The organism is Citrobacter amalonaticus Y19, from assembly GCF_000981805.1.
Classification (GTDB): Bacteria; Pseudomonadota; Gammaproteobacteria; order Enterobacterales; family Enterobacteriaceae; genus Citrobacter_A; species Citrobacter_A amalonaticus_C.
The window spans coordinates 5071717-5086498 of sequence record NZ_CP011132.1 but is presented as its reverse complement, the minus strand read 5'-3'; the positions used below and the strand labels follow the sequence as shown (position 1 = coordinate 5086498).

Sequence of the window (14782 nt, the reverse complement as noted above, 5' to 3'; positions counted from 1 at the left end):
GATTTACTCCTGATTTACCCAGGGGAGTTCCTGATCGAAAACATCAGAAAACTCTTTCGTCCAAGTCTTACTTTTTATTTCTTCTCCTACAGTCATTTCATTGTTTAACCCAATATAAAATACCTGAGGCTTGTTACCCGTTGCTGGATTCAAAACATTTGTTATATGCTCTGAATATAATTTATGCACTTCACTTTCTTTGTCATTCAGATCACCAAAAACCCTTGCTGCACCGACACAAGTTTCGACACAGGCTGGGACGAGCCCCTGTTCTATGCGATGCGCGCAAAAGGTACATTTATCAGCTGTTTTGGTTTCAGTATTAATAAAACGAGCATCATAAGGGCAGGCAGTAACACAGGCACCACAGCCCCAACAAATATCCTGATTGATAAGAACAATGCCATCATTGCGTTTAAACGTAGCACCTGTTGGACAAACAGGGACACAGCTAGGGTTTTCACAATGGTTACATAGACGCGGAAGAAACTGTCTTTTGGTTTTTGGATATTGACCAACTTCAATATCGGCGACCCAGGTTCTGAATTGCCCCGGCGGTGCGTGATTCTCGATTTTGCAACTGACAGTACATGCCTGACAACCCACGCATTTACGCAGATCTATGACCATACACCAGTGCTGTTTTTTTTCAGTAAGTCTGGGGGCTGCCTGAGTAGGTGACCTGCTCCCCGTTGATTAATACACCGTGATGTTAGTAATGTCTTCATAAGCCACATGAGGACATCCCCATGAAGAAGCGTTTTTCCGACGAACAGATCATATGTATTCTCCGCGAGGCCGAAGCCGGCGTTTCTGCCCGTGAGCTCTGCCGTAAGCACGCCATTTCCGACGCCACCTTTTACACATGGCGTAAGAAGTATGGCGGTATGGAGGTGCCTGAGGTTAAGCGCCTGAAGTCGCTTGAGGAAGAGAACGCCAGACTCAAGAAGCTGCTTGCTGAAGCCATGCTGGATAAGGAGGCGCTTCAGGTGGCTCTTGGGCGAAAGTACTGACGACAGACCAGAAGCGGGAAGCCGTGGAAGTCATGTGCGAGGCTAAGGGTCTGTCGCAACGTCGTGCCTGCGGGCTGGCAGGTCTGTCCCTGTCAACCTGCCGATATTCGGCTCAGCGTCCGGCTGCTGACGCGCAGCTGTCTCTACGCATCACAGAGCTGGCACTTGAACGCCGCCGTTTTGGTTACCGGCGTATCTGGCAGCTTCTGCGACGTGAAGGTCTTTGCGTTAACCACAAGCGGGTTTACCGCATCTATCAACTTAATGGCCTGAGTGTAAAACGCAGACGACGTCGTAAAGGGCTGGCAACAGAACGTCTGCCGCTGCTCCGCCCGATGGCGCCCAATCTGACCTGGTCAATGGATTTCGTCATGGACGCACTGGCCACAGGTCGCAGGATCAAGTGCCTGACCTGCGTGGATGATTTCACAAAGGAATGCCTGACGGTCACTGTTGCCTTCGGGATTTCAGGCGTGCAGGTCACGCGTATTCTGGACAGCATTGCGCTGTTTCGCGGCTATCCGGCTACGATAAGAACCGATCAGGGCCCGGAGTTTACCTGCCGCGCACTCGATCAGTGGGCTTTTGAGCATGGTGTGGAGCTGCGACTTATCCAGCCCGGCAAGCCAACGCAGAACGGATTTATTGAGAGTTTTAACGGACGCTTTCGTGATGAATGCCTGAATGAGCACTGGTTCAGCGATATTGTTCACGCCAGGAAGATCATTAATGACTGGCGACTGGATTATAACGAGTGTCGACCACATTCATCACTGAATTACCTGACGCCGGCTGAATTTGCAGCGGGCTGGCGAAACGGGAAATATGAAGAAAAACCAACCGACATTACTAACTGAAGGTTGTATCTAACTCTGGGGGCAGGTCATAGGAGCTATAACAAGCGCAGCTCCAGTCACAATGGCTAATGTAGATATAAGTTTCCGTTTTTGGGAATCTTTTGGATAGTCGTCATCATCGGTATTCATAGTTACCCTTCAATTTATTGTTTACATAAATATGAATAAAAAGACATAACAAAAGAAAACAGAGGTAGTATGGGTGTACGAACTTGTCATTGTTTTGACATTTATCAAATACATTCGCTTATGCGTATATGTTGTTGATTTTCATCTCCGCTGGAGATATCGTTACCCAAACGAACAGGAGGAATGATGTCGCTTACTTCCCTACAACTCTTTAAGAATCTGTCTGATGAAACACGTCTGGGTATTGTTCTCATACTCAGAACCATGGGGGAGTTGTGCGTCTGTGATCTTTGCACTGCACTTGATCAATCACAGCCTAAGATCTCCCGGCATCTGGCAATGTTGCGGGAAAGCGGGATTTTGCTTGATAGTAAGCACGGAAAATGGGTTCATTACCGCTTATCCCCACACATTCCTTCATGGGCTGCGCAGATTATTGAGCAGGCCAGGTTAAGCCAACAGGACGATCTTCAGGCCATCGCCCGTAAACTGGCTTCAGTCAACTGCACTAACAGCAGTAAGGCTATTTGTATTTAAAAATTTGCCTGAATATATATGATTTTCCACATGTGAGGTGTTAAGGATGAAAACGCTAACGGTATTCGACCCAGCGATGTGTTGTAGCACCGGTGTCTGCGGTACTGATGTCGATCAGGCTCTGGTTGATTTTTCTGCGGATGTACAATGGCTTAAACAACGAGGTGTTCAGGTAGATCGTTACAATCTGGCACAGCAACCGATGAGCTTTGTCCAGAACGAGAAAGTTAAAGCATTCATTGAGGCTTCCGGTGCGGAAGGACTGCCACTACTGTTACTGGATGGCGAAACAGTGATGGCCGGACGTTATCCGAAACGGGCTGAACTTGCACGGTGGTTTGGGATTCCGCTGGAGAAAGTAGGATTAGCGCCTTCAGGCTGCTGCGGTGGTAATACTTCTTGTTGTTAAGTATGCCAGGAGGACAAATGAAATTTTTAGAAAATATACCCCCTTATCTGTTTTTTACTGGTAAAGGTGGTGTAGGTAAAACCTCTATTTCCTGCGCCACAGCGATCCGTCTTGCAGAACAGGGTAAACGAGTATTGCTGGTCAGTACCGACCCGGCCTCAAACGTTGGCCAGGTGTTTGGCCAGACGATAGGCAACACCATTCAACCAATAGCCTCTGTTCCGGGATTATCGGCTCTTGAGATTGATCCTCAGGCAGCTGCACAGCAGTACCGGGCCAGAATCGTTGACCCAATTAAAGGCGTCCTGCCTTATGACGTCGTTAGCAGCATCAACGAACAACTGTCGGGTGCATGCACAACCGAGATTGCTGCATTTGATGAGTTTACTGGATTGCTGACTGACGCCTCTCTGCTGACCCGCTTTGATCATATCATTTTTGATACAGCACCTACTGGCCATACTATCCGCCTTCTCCAGTTGCCTGGTGCATGGAGCAGTTTTATAGAGAGTAATCCAGATGGCGCATCTTGTCTGGGCCCAATGGCGGGACTGGAAAAACAGCGTGAACAATATGCTCATGCCGTTGAAGCGTTGTCTGACCCAACACGCACCCGACTGGTTTTAGTCGCGCGGTTGCAGAAATCAACGCTACTGGAAGTCGCCAGAACTCATCTGGAACTTGCCGCCATCGGTCTTAAAAATCAGTATCTGGTCATTAATGGCGTTCTTCCAAAAACTGAAGCCGCTACCGATACACTGGCTGCAGCAATATGGGAACGTGAACAGGAAGCGCTAGCTCATCTTCCCTCTGATCTTTCTGGCCTTCCAACTGACACGCTATTCCTTCAACCGGTTAATATGGTCGGTGTATCTGCACTCAGCGGGCTTCTCTCCACTCAGCCAGAAGCAGTATTATCTTCTGCAGACTACATTCAGCAACGTCCTGATATTCCATCGCTCTCTGCGCTAGTTGATGACATTGCCCGTAATGAACATGGTTTGATCATGCTGATGGGCAAAGGTGGCGTGGGGAAAACCACGATGGCTGCTGCCATTGCCGTCAGACTGGCCGAAATGGGATTTGATGTCCATCTGACAACGTCTGATCCTGCGGCGCATCTCAGCACAACCCTCAATGGCAGCCTTAAGAATCTGCAGGTCAGCAGGATCGATCCTCACGAGGAAACGGAACGCTACCGTCAGCATGTTCTTGACACTAAGGGAGGCGAACTGGACGAAGCAGGAAAACGCCTGCTGGAAGAAGATTTACGCTCTCCTTGCACCGAAGAGATTGCGGTCTTCCAGGCCTTTTCACGGGTGATTCGTGAAGCGGGTAAGCGCTTCGTGGTCATGGATACGGCACCCACCGGGCATACGCTACTACTGCTGGATGCCACCGGGGCGTATCACCGCGAAATTGCTAAGAAAATGGGCGATAAAGGCCATTTCACCACGCCAATGATGCAGCTTCAGGACCCGGAGCGAACCAAAGTGTTACTGGTCACGCTGCCGGAAACCACGCCTGTGCTTGAGGCGGCAAATTTGCAGGCCGACCTTGAACGCGCAGGGATTCATCCCTGGGGCTGGATTATCAATAACAGCCTTTCCATTGCCGATACCCGTTCACCGCTGCTTCGTCTGCGGGCACAACAGGAACTTCCGCAGATCGAGAGCGTTAAATTCCAGCATGCCAGTCGCGTAGCTCTTGTTCCTGTACTGGCGTCAGAACCGACCGGCATCGACAAACTCAAACAACTCGCTGGTTAATTATTGTCATTATTCGGGGCAGCTTTGCTGCCCTTTCGGGAGGTTATATGTTACTGGCAGGAGCCATTTTTATCCTGACCATCGTGTTGGTTATCTGGCAGCCAAAGGGATTAGGCATTGGCTGGAGCGCCACGCTGGGTGCCGTACTGGCTCTGGCATCGGGTGTGATTCATATCGCCGATATTCCGGTGGTGTGGAATATCGTCTGGAACGCCACGGCCACCTTTATTGCCGTCATTATCATCAGTCTGTTGCTGGATGAGTCCGGCTTTTTTGAATGGGCTGCCCTGCACGTTTCCCGCTGGGGCAATGGGCGTGGACGTCTGCTATTTACCTATATTGTTCTGCTCGGCGCGGCGGTGGCGGCATTGTTTGCCAACGATGGCGCGGCGTTAATTCTGACGCCGATCGTTATCGCCATGTTACTAGCGCTGGGGTTCAGTAAAAGCACCACGCTGGCGTTTGTAATGGCCGCAGGGTTTATTGCCGATACCGCCAGCTTGCCACTTATCGTATCGAACCTGGTCAATATCGTTTCGGCTGATTTCTTCCGTCTGGGATTCACAGAATATGCGTCGGTGATGGTGCCAGTGGATATCGCCGCCATTGTCGCCACGCTGGTGATGCTGCATCTTTTTTTCCGCAAAGATATCCCGCCCACTTATGAGCTGGCGCGACTGAAAGAACCCGCAAAAGCCATCAAAGATCCAGCAACATTCAAAACGGGCTGGATTGTTTTAGTCCTTTTGTTAGTCGGTTTTTTTGTACTCGAGCCACTCGGAATTCCTGTGAGTGCAATCGCGGCAGTGGGAGCCGCAATCCTGTTTGCGGTGGCCAAAAAAGGTCATGGGATTAACACCGGTAAAGTGCTGCGCGGTGCGCCCTGGCAGATCGTGATCTTCTCACTGGGGATGTATCTGGTGGTCTACGGATTACGCAACGCAGGGCTGACAGAATACTTGTCTAACGTGCTGAACGTACTTGCTGATAAAGGTCTTTGGGCTGCTACCTTAGGTACTGGCTTCCTGACTGCATTCCTGTCTTCCATCATGAATAACATGCCTACCGTGCTGGTTGGCGCTCTCTCTATTGATGGCAGCACCGCAACAGGCGTTATCAAAGAGGCGATGATTTATGCCAACGTGATTGGCTGCGATCTGGGACCGAAAATAACACCTATCGGCAGCCTGGCAACGCTACTCTGGCTGCATGTGCTTTCACAGAAGAATATGACCATCACCTGGGGATACTATTTCCGCACCGGGATCGTCATGACTCTGCCTGTGCTGTTTGTAACGCTGGCCGCGCTGGCGCTACGTCTCTCTTTCACTTTGTAATGAGATACTGATATGAGCAACATCACCATTTATCACAACCCGGCCTGCGGCACATCGCGTAATACGCTGGAGATGATCCGAAACAGCGGTACTGAGCCGACCGTAATTCTCTATCTTGAGAATCCACCTTCACGCGATGAGCTGGTCAAACTCATTGCAGATATGGGTATTTCAGTACGAGCCCTGCTTCGTAAAAACGTTGAGCCTTATGAAGAATTGGGACTCGCCGAAGATAAATTTACTGATGATCAGTTAATCGACTTTATGTTGCAGCATCCGATCCTGATTAACCGACCCATTGTTGTATCACCACTGGGAACCCGACTGTGCCGCCCATCGGAAGTGGTACTGGATATTTTGCCTGATGCACAGAGAGGTGAATTTACTAAAGAAGACGGTGAAAAGGTGATCGACGCACATGGGCAGCGTGTAATCAAGTAGTTCCATTTCACCAGGCAGCTCTATTTATTGCTGCCTGGTGACAGAGCTTATGCGATTTTTACTCAGAGGCTGAAATGATGGATAAAACGTACCATGTCCTTTTCCTGTGCACAGGCAACTCTGCCAGAAGTATTTTTGCTGAGGCTTTAATGAATCAGCTCGGTGGTGGGATTTTCAAGGCGTTTAGCGCCGGCAGCCATCCCGCTTCATCACCGCACCCTTTGACGCTAAAAGTATTGAAAAGTCAGGGGTTTGACATCTCCAGCCTTTCAAGTAAAAGTCTCCTGCAGTATCAGCAAGTCGACTCACCAAAAATGGATTTCATTTTCACCTTGTGTGACAAAATGGCTGGAGAAGGATGCCCGGTATTTCCAGGCCAACCGCTGACGGCCCATTGGGGATTCAAAGATCCCGCACTCGCAGAGGGCGATTCGGAAGCAATGTACCAGGCATTTGTGGACGTCGAGAAGCAAATAGCCAGTCGCATCAGACTGTTTCTGAGTTTGCCGTTTGAGAAGCTAGATCGCCTTTCTTTACAACAGCAACTGGAACAACTGGATAAAGGCGTGTAGTGCAGTTGTGAGACTCGTACGCGCTTGCCTACTCATTAACGTTCGATGTTATATCAACAGGCACTCTTTGTAGTGCCTGTTTATCTTTTCCAATCAAATAGATCCATATGGCTATGATTGCTGCCACACACGCAAATACCAGTGAAATGATCAGCATGCCAGTATCCCCAAATCGTTCGCGAAAGCTGGCATAGAGTGAAGGGGCCAGTGCCGACAGAAAAAAACTCGGCATGAGCAATGTTCCCATGCGACTGGCGTACAGGCGCGGGTCAAACAGAGTTAATGGTAATGTTGCTCTCACCAGAGTAGATAGACCGTTGACGGCACCATATCCAAGAACGAACAAGCCGGTCCCCACGATGGATGTCTGTCCCAGCAGGCTGATCATGAAACAACAAGGAAGCAAAATCCCCACTATCAGGTTCAGCCCCAGAGCAGATCCTCGACTCCCCATCGCTATATCGCCAAGACGTGCACTGACCTGTCCCACCCCCCATAAGGAACCAACAAGTACCGGGACACCAGCACTGGCCAGAATCAGAGGTAAATGGGTTGAAATTCCTGTGGACAGGAAACTGAGCAATGCCATCAATGCTGCATACAACCCGCATTTCAGATAGTCCCGCTCAAGATGCTGGATGCCCTGTTCCGTCGATTCGCGGGGGGCTACACCTCGTTCTCTTTTGTTATCTGGCAAAGAAATACAAAGCAAAATGCTTATCAGGGCGAACAGGCTGTAACAGCCAACACCCCATCGCCAGCCCAGCAGGCTCAGTAAGCCCTCGCCAATTGGCCAAAAGGCAACAGAAGCCAGACCTCCGAGCAGGGTCACCTGTGTAATAGATTTTCTGGCTGTCGGCCCTGCAAGATTTACGAGAACAGCGAAAGCTGCATCATAAAGTGAAAGGCGCATACCTATGCCCATCACCAGCCAGGCCATTAAGTAAATGTATAGGGAGTGACTCGTTGCCAGGAGCAGGCATCCAAGGCCGTTCAGGAGAGCACCAAGCTGCAGGACTTTTCTTCCCCCCATCGATGCTAATAATCGCCCGGATATCGGTGAAATGAGCCCCATGATGCCCATAGCCAGCGTCAACCCTGAGAAGATAAGAGGTTGCCCCCACGACGTGTCATTAGCAATGGCGCTACCAAAAGCACCCAACAGGTAGTAGGTAATCCCCCAGTTAATTAACTGGGCCAAACCAACGCACCAGGTAATCTTGCTGCTAAGTAGAAGTGGAGGTGTGTTCACCGTTTTTGCATCTCCTCAGGTTCCGGTATCCCGGTTGCAAACGTCACAATTTAGTTCGGGGAGACGGGATTTATTCCCCTCCAGCAACCTATGTGCTCGAATACAAACTTACCTTTCAACTGTTAAGCATTGGTTTCAGAAAGAGAAAAACGGATGATATTTCCGGTAGGTAGAAGAAAACTCTCTCAATATCGGCGTCAGAAATAGTTAAAGACGGAAATAAATATGAAGGAGGGCGAATGCCCCCTTTTTCCTGTTTCAGAGCATAAGGCCTGAATCTTATGGCAGCGAGCTGTTCCCTTCCCCCAGATTTCGTTGCAGCAAAACCGTGTCCAGCCAGCGACCATGCTTGAAACCAATGTCTTTCAGCGTGCCTTTTTCTGTAAATCCGACCTGCTGATGGACTTTCAGCGAACCCTCATTATTGCTGTCGCCGATAATGGCTATCATCTGCCGGTAGCCGTGTGTTTCTGCCCAGGCAATGACGTGGCGCAGCAACGCTTTTCCTGTCCCCTGACGCTGCGCATCCGGGTGAATATAAATTGAATCTTCGAGGGTGTGGCGATAGGCGTAGCGTTCACGGTAACGAGTGAGATAACAATACCCGATGACCTTTTCTTCCTCTAACGCGACAACCCACGGCAGCGCCTGATTGCGGATCTTTTTCAGGCGGGCAAGCATCTCATGGGTATCCGGTGGTTCAGTTTCAAAGCTGGCGGTACCATGAATAACATGATGGGCGTAGATATCGCATATGGCGGGGATGTGCTTTTCTTCTGCGTTAACGATTTTCATTGCTCTGTTCCCGTTGGCATCTTTTTTAAGGTTACTTGAAAAGCTAAAGGAAAGGTAAATACAAAAGCTTATGACCCAACAAGCAGGCTAATCTTCCATACCATCTTTTGTTTTCATTCATGCAGGGAGACAAATATGTGCTTCCTGTACCCATATTTTTTATATGACCAGGCTGAGGCCCATCTCAATGAGCAATCTCAGCAACAGTTAATCGAACTCGAAAAGATTCTTTTTGGAAAATGACAGAGGACTTTGTTATCCATCGGGGAAATAGAACGACAGCAAAGCATGAAGGGGGCAAACGCCCCCTTCATTGTTACTTCGCCATTTCTTCCAGCAGGTCAATACCAACCGGCTCTTCGCTCTGTAGCGCTGTTAATGCAATACGCTCTGCATACTGCTCTTCCACATCAGAGATGAGAGGCAGCTCGCGGTTAGCCCTGGTCTTCAGGAAAGGTGAAGACGGTTCAGCAGCTGCCAGGCTGTTATTAACAACCCATGCCCACGGCTCGATCCCGGCCCGGCGCAGATCGGACTGCAGGTTTGCAGCTTCCAGTACAGGTGTCGTTTCGGCAAGCGTCACGATAATCACCTTCGTCTTCTCCGGATCCTGCAATTGCATCATTGGAGTGATGACGTGGTCATGTGTTTGCCCCATCTGACGCACCATTTCCCGGTGATAGGCTCCAGTCGCATCCAGTAGCAGGAGCGTATGGCCCGTTGGCGCGGTGTCCATAATGACAAAATGGTCGTCTGCCTCTTTGATGATTCGGGAGAATGCCTGGAAGACGGCGATCTCTTCAGTGCATGGCGAGCGGAGGTCTTCCTCCAGCACCGCCAGCCCTTCTGCATCTAATCCTTTGCCCTGATTTTCCAGGACAAAGCGGCGATAACGTTCTGTCTCTACCTTCGGGTCGATACGGCTGACCTGAAGATTGGGCAGCGAGCCATCCAACGTGTAAGACAGATGTGCTGCCGGATCGGATGTGGTCAGGTGGACTTTGTGGCCACGTTTCGCCAGCGATACCGCGACTGATGCCGCAACGGTCGTTTTGCCCACGCCGCCTTTCCCCATCGTCATGACCAGCCCTTTGCCAGTCTGGCTCAGTTCACCAACTAGTGAAGCAAGTTTCGGCAAATCCAGAGTATTCAGCGTAGTAGCAGGGAGAGCCGGTGCGGCTTTGCTCTCTGTAAATAACTCCCGCAATGCTTCCAGACCGACCAGGTTAAATGGCTTCAGATACAGCTGTGAGCGGGGAAGATTAGCCAGATTATCAGGCATTGCCTGTAATGCTTTTTCTTCCCGAGCCAGAATACTTTGCGCCAGTGGATCATCCTCACCCGCAAACGGCGGTAGTACACCATTAATGGCAAGGTGCTGATGTTGCAAACCGATAGCAGACAGCTCATCGTGGGTATGGGAAACCTCTTTCAGTGTCGAAGCCTGGGCGCGGGCAACCAGCACTAATCGTGTGAGAGCTGCATCAGACAGCGCTTTAACCGCATCTGAGTACTGGTGCTGTTGTTTCTCAAGCCCCACCAGAGGCCCGAGGTTTGCAGCGGCATCGGGGTTCGCTTCCAGATAACCGCTCCAGGCTCCCGGTAGCTCAAGCATGCGGATAGTGTGACCGGTTGGCGCGGTATCAAATACGATATGGTCATATTTTTCCCGCAACTGATGATTGGTCAGAAGACCGGTAAACTCATCAAACGCAGCAATTTCCGTGGTGCATGAACCTGAAAGCTGCTCTTCAATGCTGCTGACCACATCGGCTGGCATCAGCTCACGAACGGGGTCAAGCACACGGTCACGATAAGCCTGTGCCGCAGCCATAGGGTCAACTTCCATCGCAGCAAGATTTTGTACGGTACTGATATCTGTAATTCGGTGGCCGATAGTCTGGCTAAATACCTGGCCGACATTGGAAGCCGGATCGGTACTCACCAGAAGCGTTCTCTTACCCTGATCGGCCAGCCATACCGCAGTAGCACAAGCGAGGGATGTTTTACCCACTCCACCTTTACCGGTGAAGAAGATGAACGGGGGGATGTCTTTTAAAAATGGCATATTCATCAGCAATAGCTCCTCTGGAATTAAGGCATACGTGGAATGCTGCAGCAACGTGGTTGGGTGCTGTCTTCACTCCAGTCCTGAGTAAGCGGAATACCGGCCCAACGGGCGATATCTTCACGAGTCGGCAGTTTGCCTGCCATCACCAGCTTGCCGTCGAGCAAGGTAACAGGGAGGGACTCCATCCCTGAAGTGTTCAGAAACTCTTTGATCACAGGTGTATTCAGGAACTGCTGCGGGTTTTTCGCAAGGCTGTAGCGCTGAATATCAACACCATTCTTTTTCGCCCATTCGGCGCTGGCGTTCCATTTGACGGCTTCGTCGCTGACCACAACGCTGCTGGTTGCACAGCAACCTGCTGCTTCAAAGATCTCAATTTTTGACATGGACTGTTTACCTCAGTGTTTAGTCATTTGGCTTTACACTGAGGTAAACGAAGATGGTGGGAAAAAGATGCGCGATTAATTCATTTTTTTGTGGCAGCAGACGGGAGAAGTGTCATCTGCCTCAATCTGGCAAAGTTCTGTCATCGCTTCTTTCAGGTGCTTTCTGGCCCGTAGTAAACGGGATTTAAACGCCGTAAGCGTGATTCCCAGTTCATCGGCCAGGGACTGCTGGGGACGCCGGTTAAGATCGGACTCTTCAATCAGCCACCGCTCATCTTCGGGTAACGCCTGTAATGTTTCAGGCAGGCAAATATCCAGCGTTGAGATCGCATCATGGGATACATCAGGCAGTGGGGCCTCTTCTTCCAGCTCAACGAATTCCCTGGTGGTGCGGTACTCATCAATCAGCAGATTCCTCGCCGCCCGATACAGCCAGGCTCGCGGATTCTCCATTTCGCAGAAATTGTCTGAATGAGCACGGGCACGCAGGAATAGCTCTTGCAGAAGATCTGCTGCTTTTTCGCTATCACCTGTCTTCGATGTCAGAAAGCGAGAGAGTTCGGCTTCATGTTGCCGCCAGAACACACTCATGCAGTTGTTGAATGCCGTTACATCACTCATACCAGCCCTCAAATTTTGCTCTGATTTACTCGGCGAGAAAGTTCTTCTGCTGACTCTTTTCGTTCGCTGTAGCGATCAACGAGATAGGCTGAATTACCTCTTGTCAGCAGCGTGAATTTCACCAGCTCTTCCATCACATCCACAATGCGGTCGTAATAAGACGACTGTTTCATCCGTCCATCTTCATCAAACTCCTGCCAGGCTTTTGCCACGGAGGACTGATTTGGGATGGTGATCATCCGCATCCAGCGGCCAAGAATGCGCATCTGGTTTACGGCATTGAAAGACTGAGAGCCACCGCAGACCTGCATGACGGCAAGCGTCTTCCCCTGCGACGGGCGAACTGCCCCTTCCGATAGAGGTATCCAGTCGATTTGAGCCTTCATTATGCCGGTCATTGCACCATGGCGTTCAGGTGAACACCACACCATCCCTTCGGACCAACGAACCAGCTCACGCAATTCCATGACTTTGGGATGCGAATCAGGCGCATCATCAGGAAGAGGCAAGCCAGAAGGATTGAAGATCCGAACTTCTGCGCCCATGGCAGTCAACAACCTTGCCGCTTCTTCAGTTGCCAGTCTGCTGTATGAACGTTCACGTACAGAGCCGTACAGCATGAGGATACGGGGAGGGTGTGGAACAGAAGGAATGCCGAATCTTGCCTCTGTAATTGAGGTATCGAACAGGCTTGCATTAACATTCTTAAGTTCAGTGCTCATTTTTTCCTCCAAGATCGCCATTGGTATCGTACAGTCCATCTGCCCCTGAGCAGCATTCTTCTGTCAGAAAAGCAATCAGCGCGCCAAGGTTTTCATAGCAGGCGTGACAGTACAGTATTCTTCCTTGCCGCTCCTGACGAACCAGAGATACAGATATCAGAGATGAAAGATGGTGACTCAGTGTGGATGCAGGGATTTCGAGTTGCTTCTGTAGATCACCCACGGCCACGCCCTGAGGTCCGGCTTTGATTAGTCTTTTATAAATCCCGAGCCTTGTCACATGGCCAAGCTCTTTCAGCACCGACGCCGCAAAGTTCAGTTCCATATTCGTTCTCATGATTGTTATTTCTATATTTCTAGAATAATAGAAATGAATTTTACATTCAATATTCAATGTATCTGGTTGGGAATGAAGTGAAGAACAGCCAAGAAATTGTTGTGGCCTAGTCGATAGCCACAGGAAGCTGCTGTGACTGGGCAACATATTCGCCCGGCAGACCAGGAAGAGACATCTTCATCAGCATTCCTTTCAACTAAGTAGATGGAACTCGTGTAACAGTTGCTCAGGAATCCAGGACTTTCCGCCCCTGAACTATGGCATGCAGATGCTTGAGAACTTTCTGGCCATCTGTTTCCATCATGAAGGGATTTAGGTTAACCAGAGTCAGCATCATCACAATTAACCCAGCAATGACCGTTAGTGGCTGAATACCGGTAAGAGTAAAAACTGGTACTGACAGAATCACGGGCAATAATGGACCGGCCAGCGCCGCCGCCATAACTTTCCACCTGGGGGCATCATTCGCATAGTGGTAACTGACACCTCCGTCTGGAAAAAGCAATCCAAACTTCAGGATAAGTCTGCCCCTTTTGAACCGGAACAACACAGGTTTCCCCACTTGAAAGCGGGTTACCCGAGTTCCCAGGCACATGGCCATAAGGGCATGTCCGGATTCATGAATAAATGCGTAAAGAAAACTGAAGAGATATAAATAAACTGGCAGCATCCATCCAAGACTATCAACGATGTAATGCAGGTATTCAAAAGAATGCAATGGAATTCCTTTAATCATAAATCCCGCCCGCCATTAAATTTGTTCAGCAGCAGTTTTTGCAATTTCATCCACCGCTTCTCTGACCGAAAAGGACAAACTCTGCTTCGGCGAGAAATGTACCCAGTAGCACAGGTGAGATGCCCAGGTCTGACCGTTCTGTCGCGGCTCATAATCCACACTGAAGGCATAGATAATCCTGCCATTCAGATCAAAGCTGGTCACTTCGCAGTAACGCAGATAAAGCTCGCGTAATTCATCAAACAATTCTCCCTCTTTCAGCGGGCCCGCTTCTTTGACTGTTTCACGCTGATCCATGAAATGCCCCACAGCTGCTTTTTTGGAAGGAAACTCCCTTCCCTTGATAATCCCCTTAGTGGAACGCCCCATCCTTAACTCCTTAGTTGTTACGCTGCTCTATTGAGAAATCCCGCCTGTCAGGAGTTCACCTTATGACCTGGTGACTATAAAAGATCCATATACCATGCCGCTTCGTCAGGACAACCCAAATCGATCTCAAACGCCCCTTCAGGAAGCGTACGGGATTTATAACCGCCGTCAGAATACTGAATGGACCACTCTTTCATATCTGGAGCATCAAGGCGGCTGGCCATTTCCTCGTATATCCCGTTCTCCTCATCGAGAAGCACAAGAAGTGTTTCCCCCTGCGTATTCGTCGTGCGGTATAACCACATTTTTTTACAGCCATAACCTGAAAGCATTTCCACAATTGATGAAGGGGAAAAGCTGTTGCACTGATTAGCGTATGTCGTTGTGTTGCTCATAATTGATTTCCTTATCGTAAGCTTTCTACTAATT

Annotated in this window: 17 protein-coding genes and 1 pseudogene; 7 read left to right on the top strand and 11 right to left on the bottom strand. The window is 49.7% G+C overall.

Going from position 1 to position 14782, the window contains the following annotated elements; all coding sequences use genetic code 11:
* Window positions 1-3: 3 nt before the first annotated feature.
* Window positions 4-657, bottom strand: a pseudogene (gene dsrO, locus F384_RS29485) (sulfate reduction electron transfer complex DsrMKJOP subunit DsrO); the annotation flags it as partial.
* 92 nt (window positions 658-749) lie between these two features.
* Between dsrO and F384_RS23695 the strand changes: the two are divergent.
* The 7 genes from F384_RS23695 to F384_RS23665 all read left to right on the top strand — a co-directional run bounded on the left by F384_RS23695 (window position 750) and on the right by F384_RS23665 (window position 7064).
* A protein-coding gene (locus tag F384_RS23695; RefSeq protein ID WP_100245182.1) for an IS3-like element ISKpn34 family transposase occupies window positions 750-1870 on the top strand; the annotation gives its coding sequence in 2 pieces (ribosomal slippage) (window positions 750-1008 and window positions 1008-1870; 1122 coding nt in all).
* A 315-nt stretch (window positions 1871-2185) separates the two neighbouring features.
* Window positions 2186-2536: a transcriptional regulator gene (locus F384_RS23690; protein WP_042999134.1), complete on the top strand. Its 351-nt coding sequence runs from the start codon at window positions 2186-2188 to the stop codon at window positions 2534-2536.
* A gap of 46 nt (window positions 2537-2582) precedes the next feature.
* Entirely contained in the window at window positions 2583-2945 is a 363-nt protein-coding gene (arsD, locus tag F384_RS23685; RefSeq protein ID WP_046494310.1) for an arsenite efflux transporter metallochaperone ArsD, read from the top strand.
* 17 nt (window positions 2946-2962) lie between these two features.
* On the top strand, window positions 2963-4714 hold the full coding sequence (gene arsA / locus F384_RS23680) for an arsenite efflux transporter ATPase subunit ArsA (protein WP_046494309.1): 1752 nt from the start codon (window positions 2963-2965) through the stop codon (window positions 4712-4714).
* 47 nt (window positions 4715-4761) lie between these two features.
* Entirely contained in the window at window positions 4762-6051 is a 1290-nt protein-coding gene (gene arsB, locus F384_RS23675; RefSeq protein WP_042999131.1) for an arsenite efflux transporter membrane subunit ArsB, read from the top strand.
* A gap of 12 nt (window positions 6052-6063) precedes the next feature.
* Window positions 6064-6492: a glutaredoxin-dependent arsenate reductase gene (gene arsC, locus F384_RS23670; RefSeq protein ID WP_042999130.1), complete on the top strand. Its 429-nt coding sequence runs from the start codon at window positions 6064-6066 to the stop codon at window positions 6490-6492.
* A gap of 74 nt (window positions 6493-6566) precedes the next feature.
* The gene (locus F384_RS23665) at window positions 6567-7064 is read left to right on the top strand and encodes an arsenate reductase ArsC (RefSeq protein ID WP_000968905.1); all 498 of its coding nucleotides are present in this window, start codon (window positions 6567-6569) and stop codon (window positions 7062-7064) included.
* A 28-nt stretch (window positions 7065-7092) separates the two neighbouring features.
* On the opposite strand, the gene F384_RS23660 is transcribed toward F384_RS23665, so the two are convergent.
* The 10 genes from F384_RS23660 to F384_RS23615 form a co-directional block, all read right to left on the bottom strand.
* Window positions 7093-8265, bottom strand: a complete 1173-nt coding sequence (locus tag F384_RS23660) for an MFS transporter (RefSeq protein WP_152754617.1) — start codon at window positions 8263-8265, stop codon at window positions 7093-7095.
* Between the two features lie 330 nt (window positions 8266-8595).
* Entirely contained in the window at window positions 8596-9111 is a 516-nt protein-coding gene (locus tag F384_RS23655; protein WP_042999128.1) for a GNAT family N-acetyltransferase, read from the bottom strand.
* A gap of 316 nt (window positions 9112-9427) precedes the next feature.
* A complete protein-coding gene (gene arsA / locus F384_RS23650) occupies window positions 9428-11185 on the bottom strand; it encodes an arsenical pump-driving ATPase (protein ID WP_046494308.1) in 1758 nt (585 codons plus the stop codon).
* A 20-nt stretch (window positions 11186-11205) separates the two neighbouring features.
* Window positions 11206-11568 carry an arsenic metallochaperone ArsD family protein gene (locus F384_RS23645; protein WP_020839050.1) on the bottom strand — a complete coding sequence of 121 codons (363 nt, stop codon included), beginning with the start codon at window positions 11566-11568 and terminating at the stop codon, window positions 11206-11208.
* 75 nt (window positions 11569-11643) lie between these two features.
* Window positions 11644-12189, bottom strand: coding sequence for a sigma-70 family RNA polymerase sigma factor (locus tag F384_RS23640; protein ID WP_046494307.1), 546 nt, complete (start codon window positions 12187-12189; stop codon window positions 11644-11646).
* Window positions 12190-12197: 8 nt separating this feature from the next.
* Window positions 12198-12911 carry an arsenical resistance protein ArsH gene (arsH, locus tag F384_RS23635; protein WP_046494306.1) on the bottom strand — a complete coding sequence of 238 codons (714 nt, stop codon included), beginning with the start codon at window positions 12909-12911 and terminating at the stop codon, window positions 12198-12200.
* A complete protein-coding gene (locus F384_RS23630) occupies window positions 12901-13236 on the bottom strand; it encodes an ArsR/SmtB family transcription factor (protein WP_046494305.1) in 336 nt (111 codons plus the stop codon). Before F384_RS23630 ends, arsH begins: the two co-directional genes overlap by 11 nt.
* Window positions 13237-13474: 238 nt before the next feature.
* Window positions 13475-13984, bottom strand: coding sequence for a M50 family metallopeptidase (locus F384_RS23625; protein ID WP_046494304.1), 510 nt, complete (start codon window positions 13982-13984; stop codon window positions 13475-13477).
* 15 nt (window positions 13985-13999) lie between these two features.
* Window positions 14000-14353 (bottom strand): hypothetical protein, encoded by a 354-nt coding sequence (locus tag F384_RS23620; RefSeq protein ID WP_042999127.1) that lies wholly within the window; start codon window positions 14351-14353, stop codon window positions 14000-14002.
* Between the two features lie 74 nt (window positions 14354-14427).
* Window positions 14428-14748, bottom strand: coding sequence for a hypothetical protein (locus tag F384_RS23615; RefSeq protein ID WP_042999126.1), 321 nt, complete (start codon window positions 14746-14748; stop codon window positions 14428-14430).
* Window positions 14749-14782: the final 34 nt, after the last annotated feature.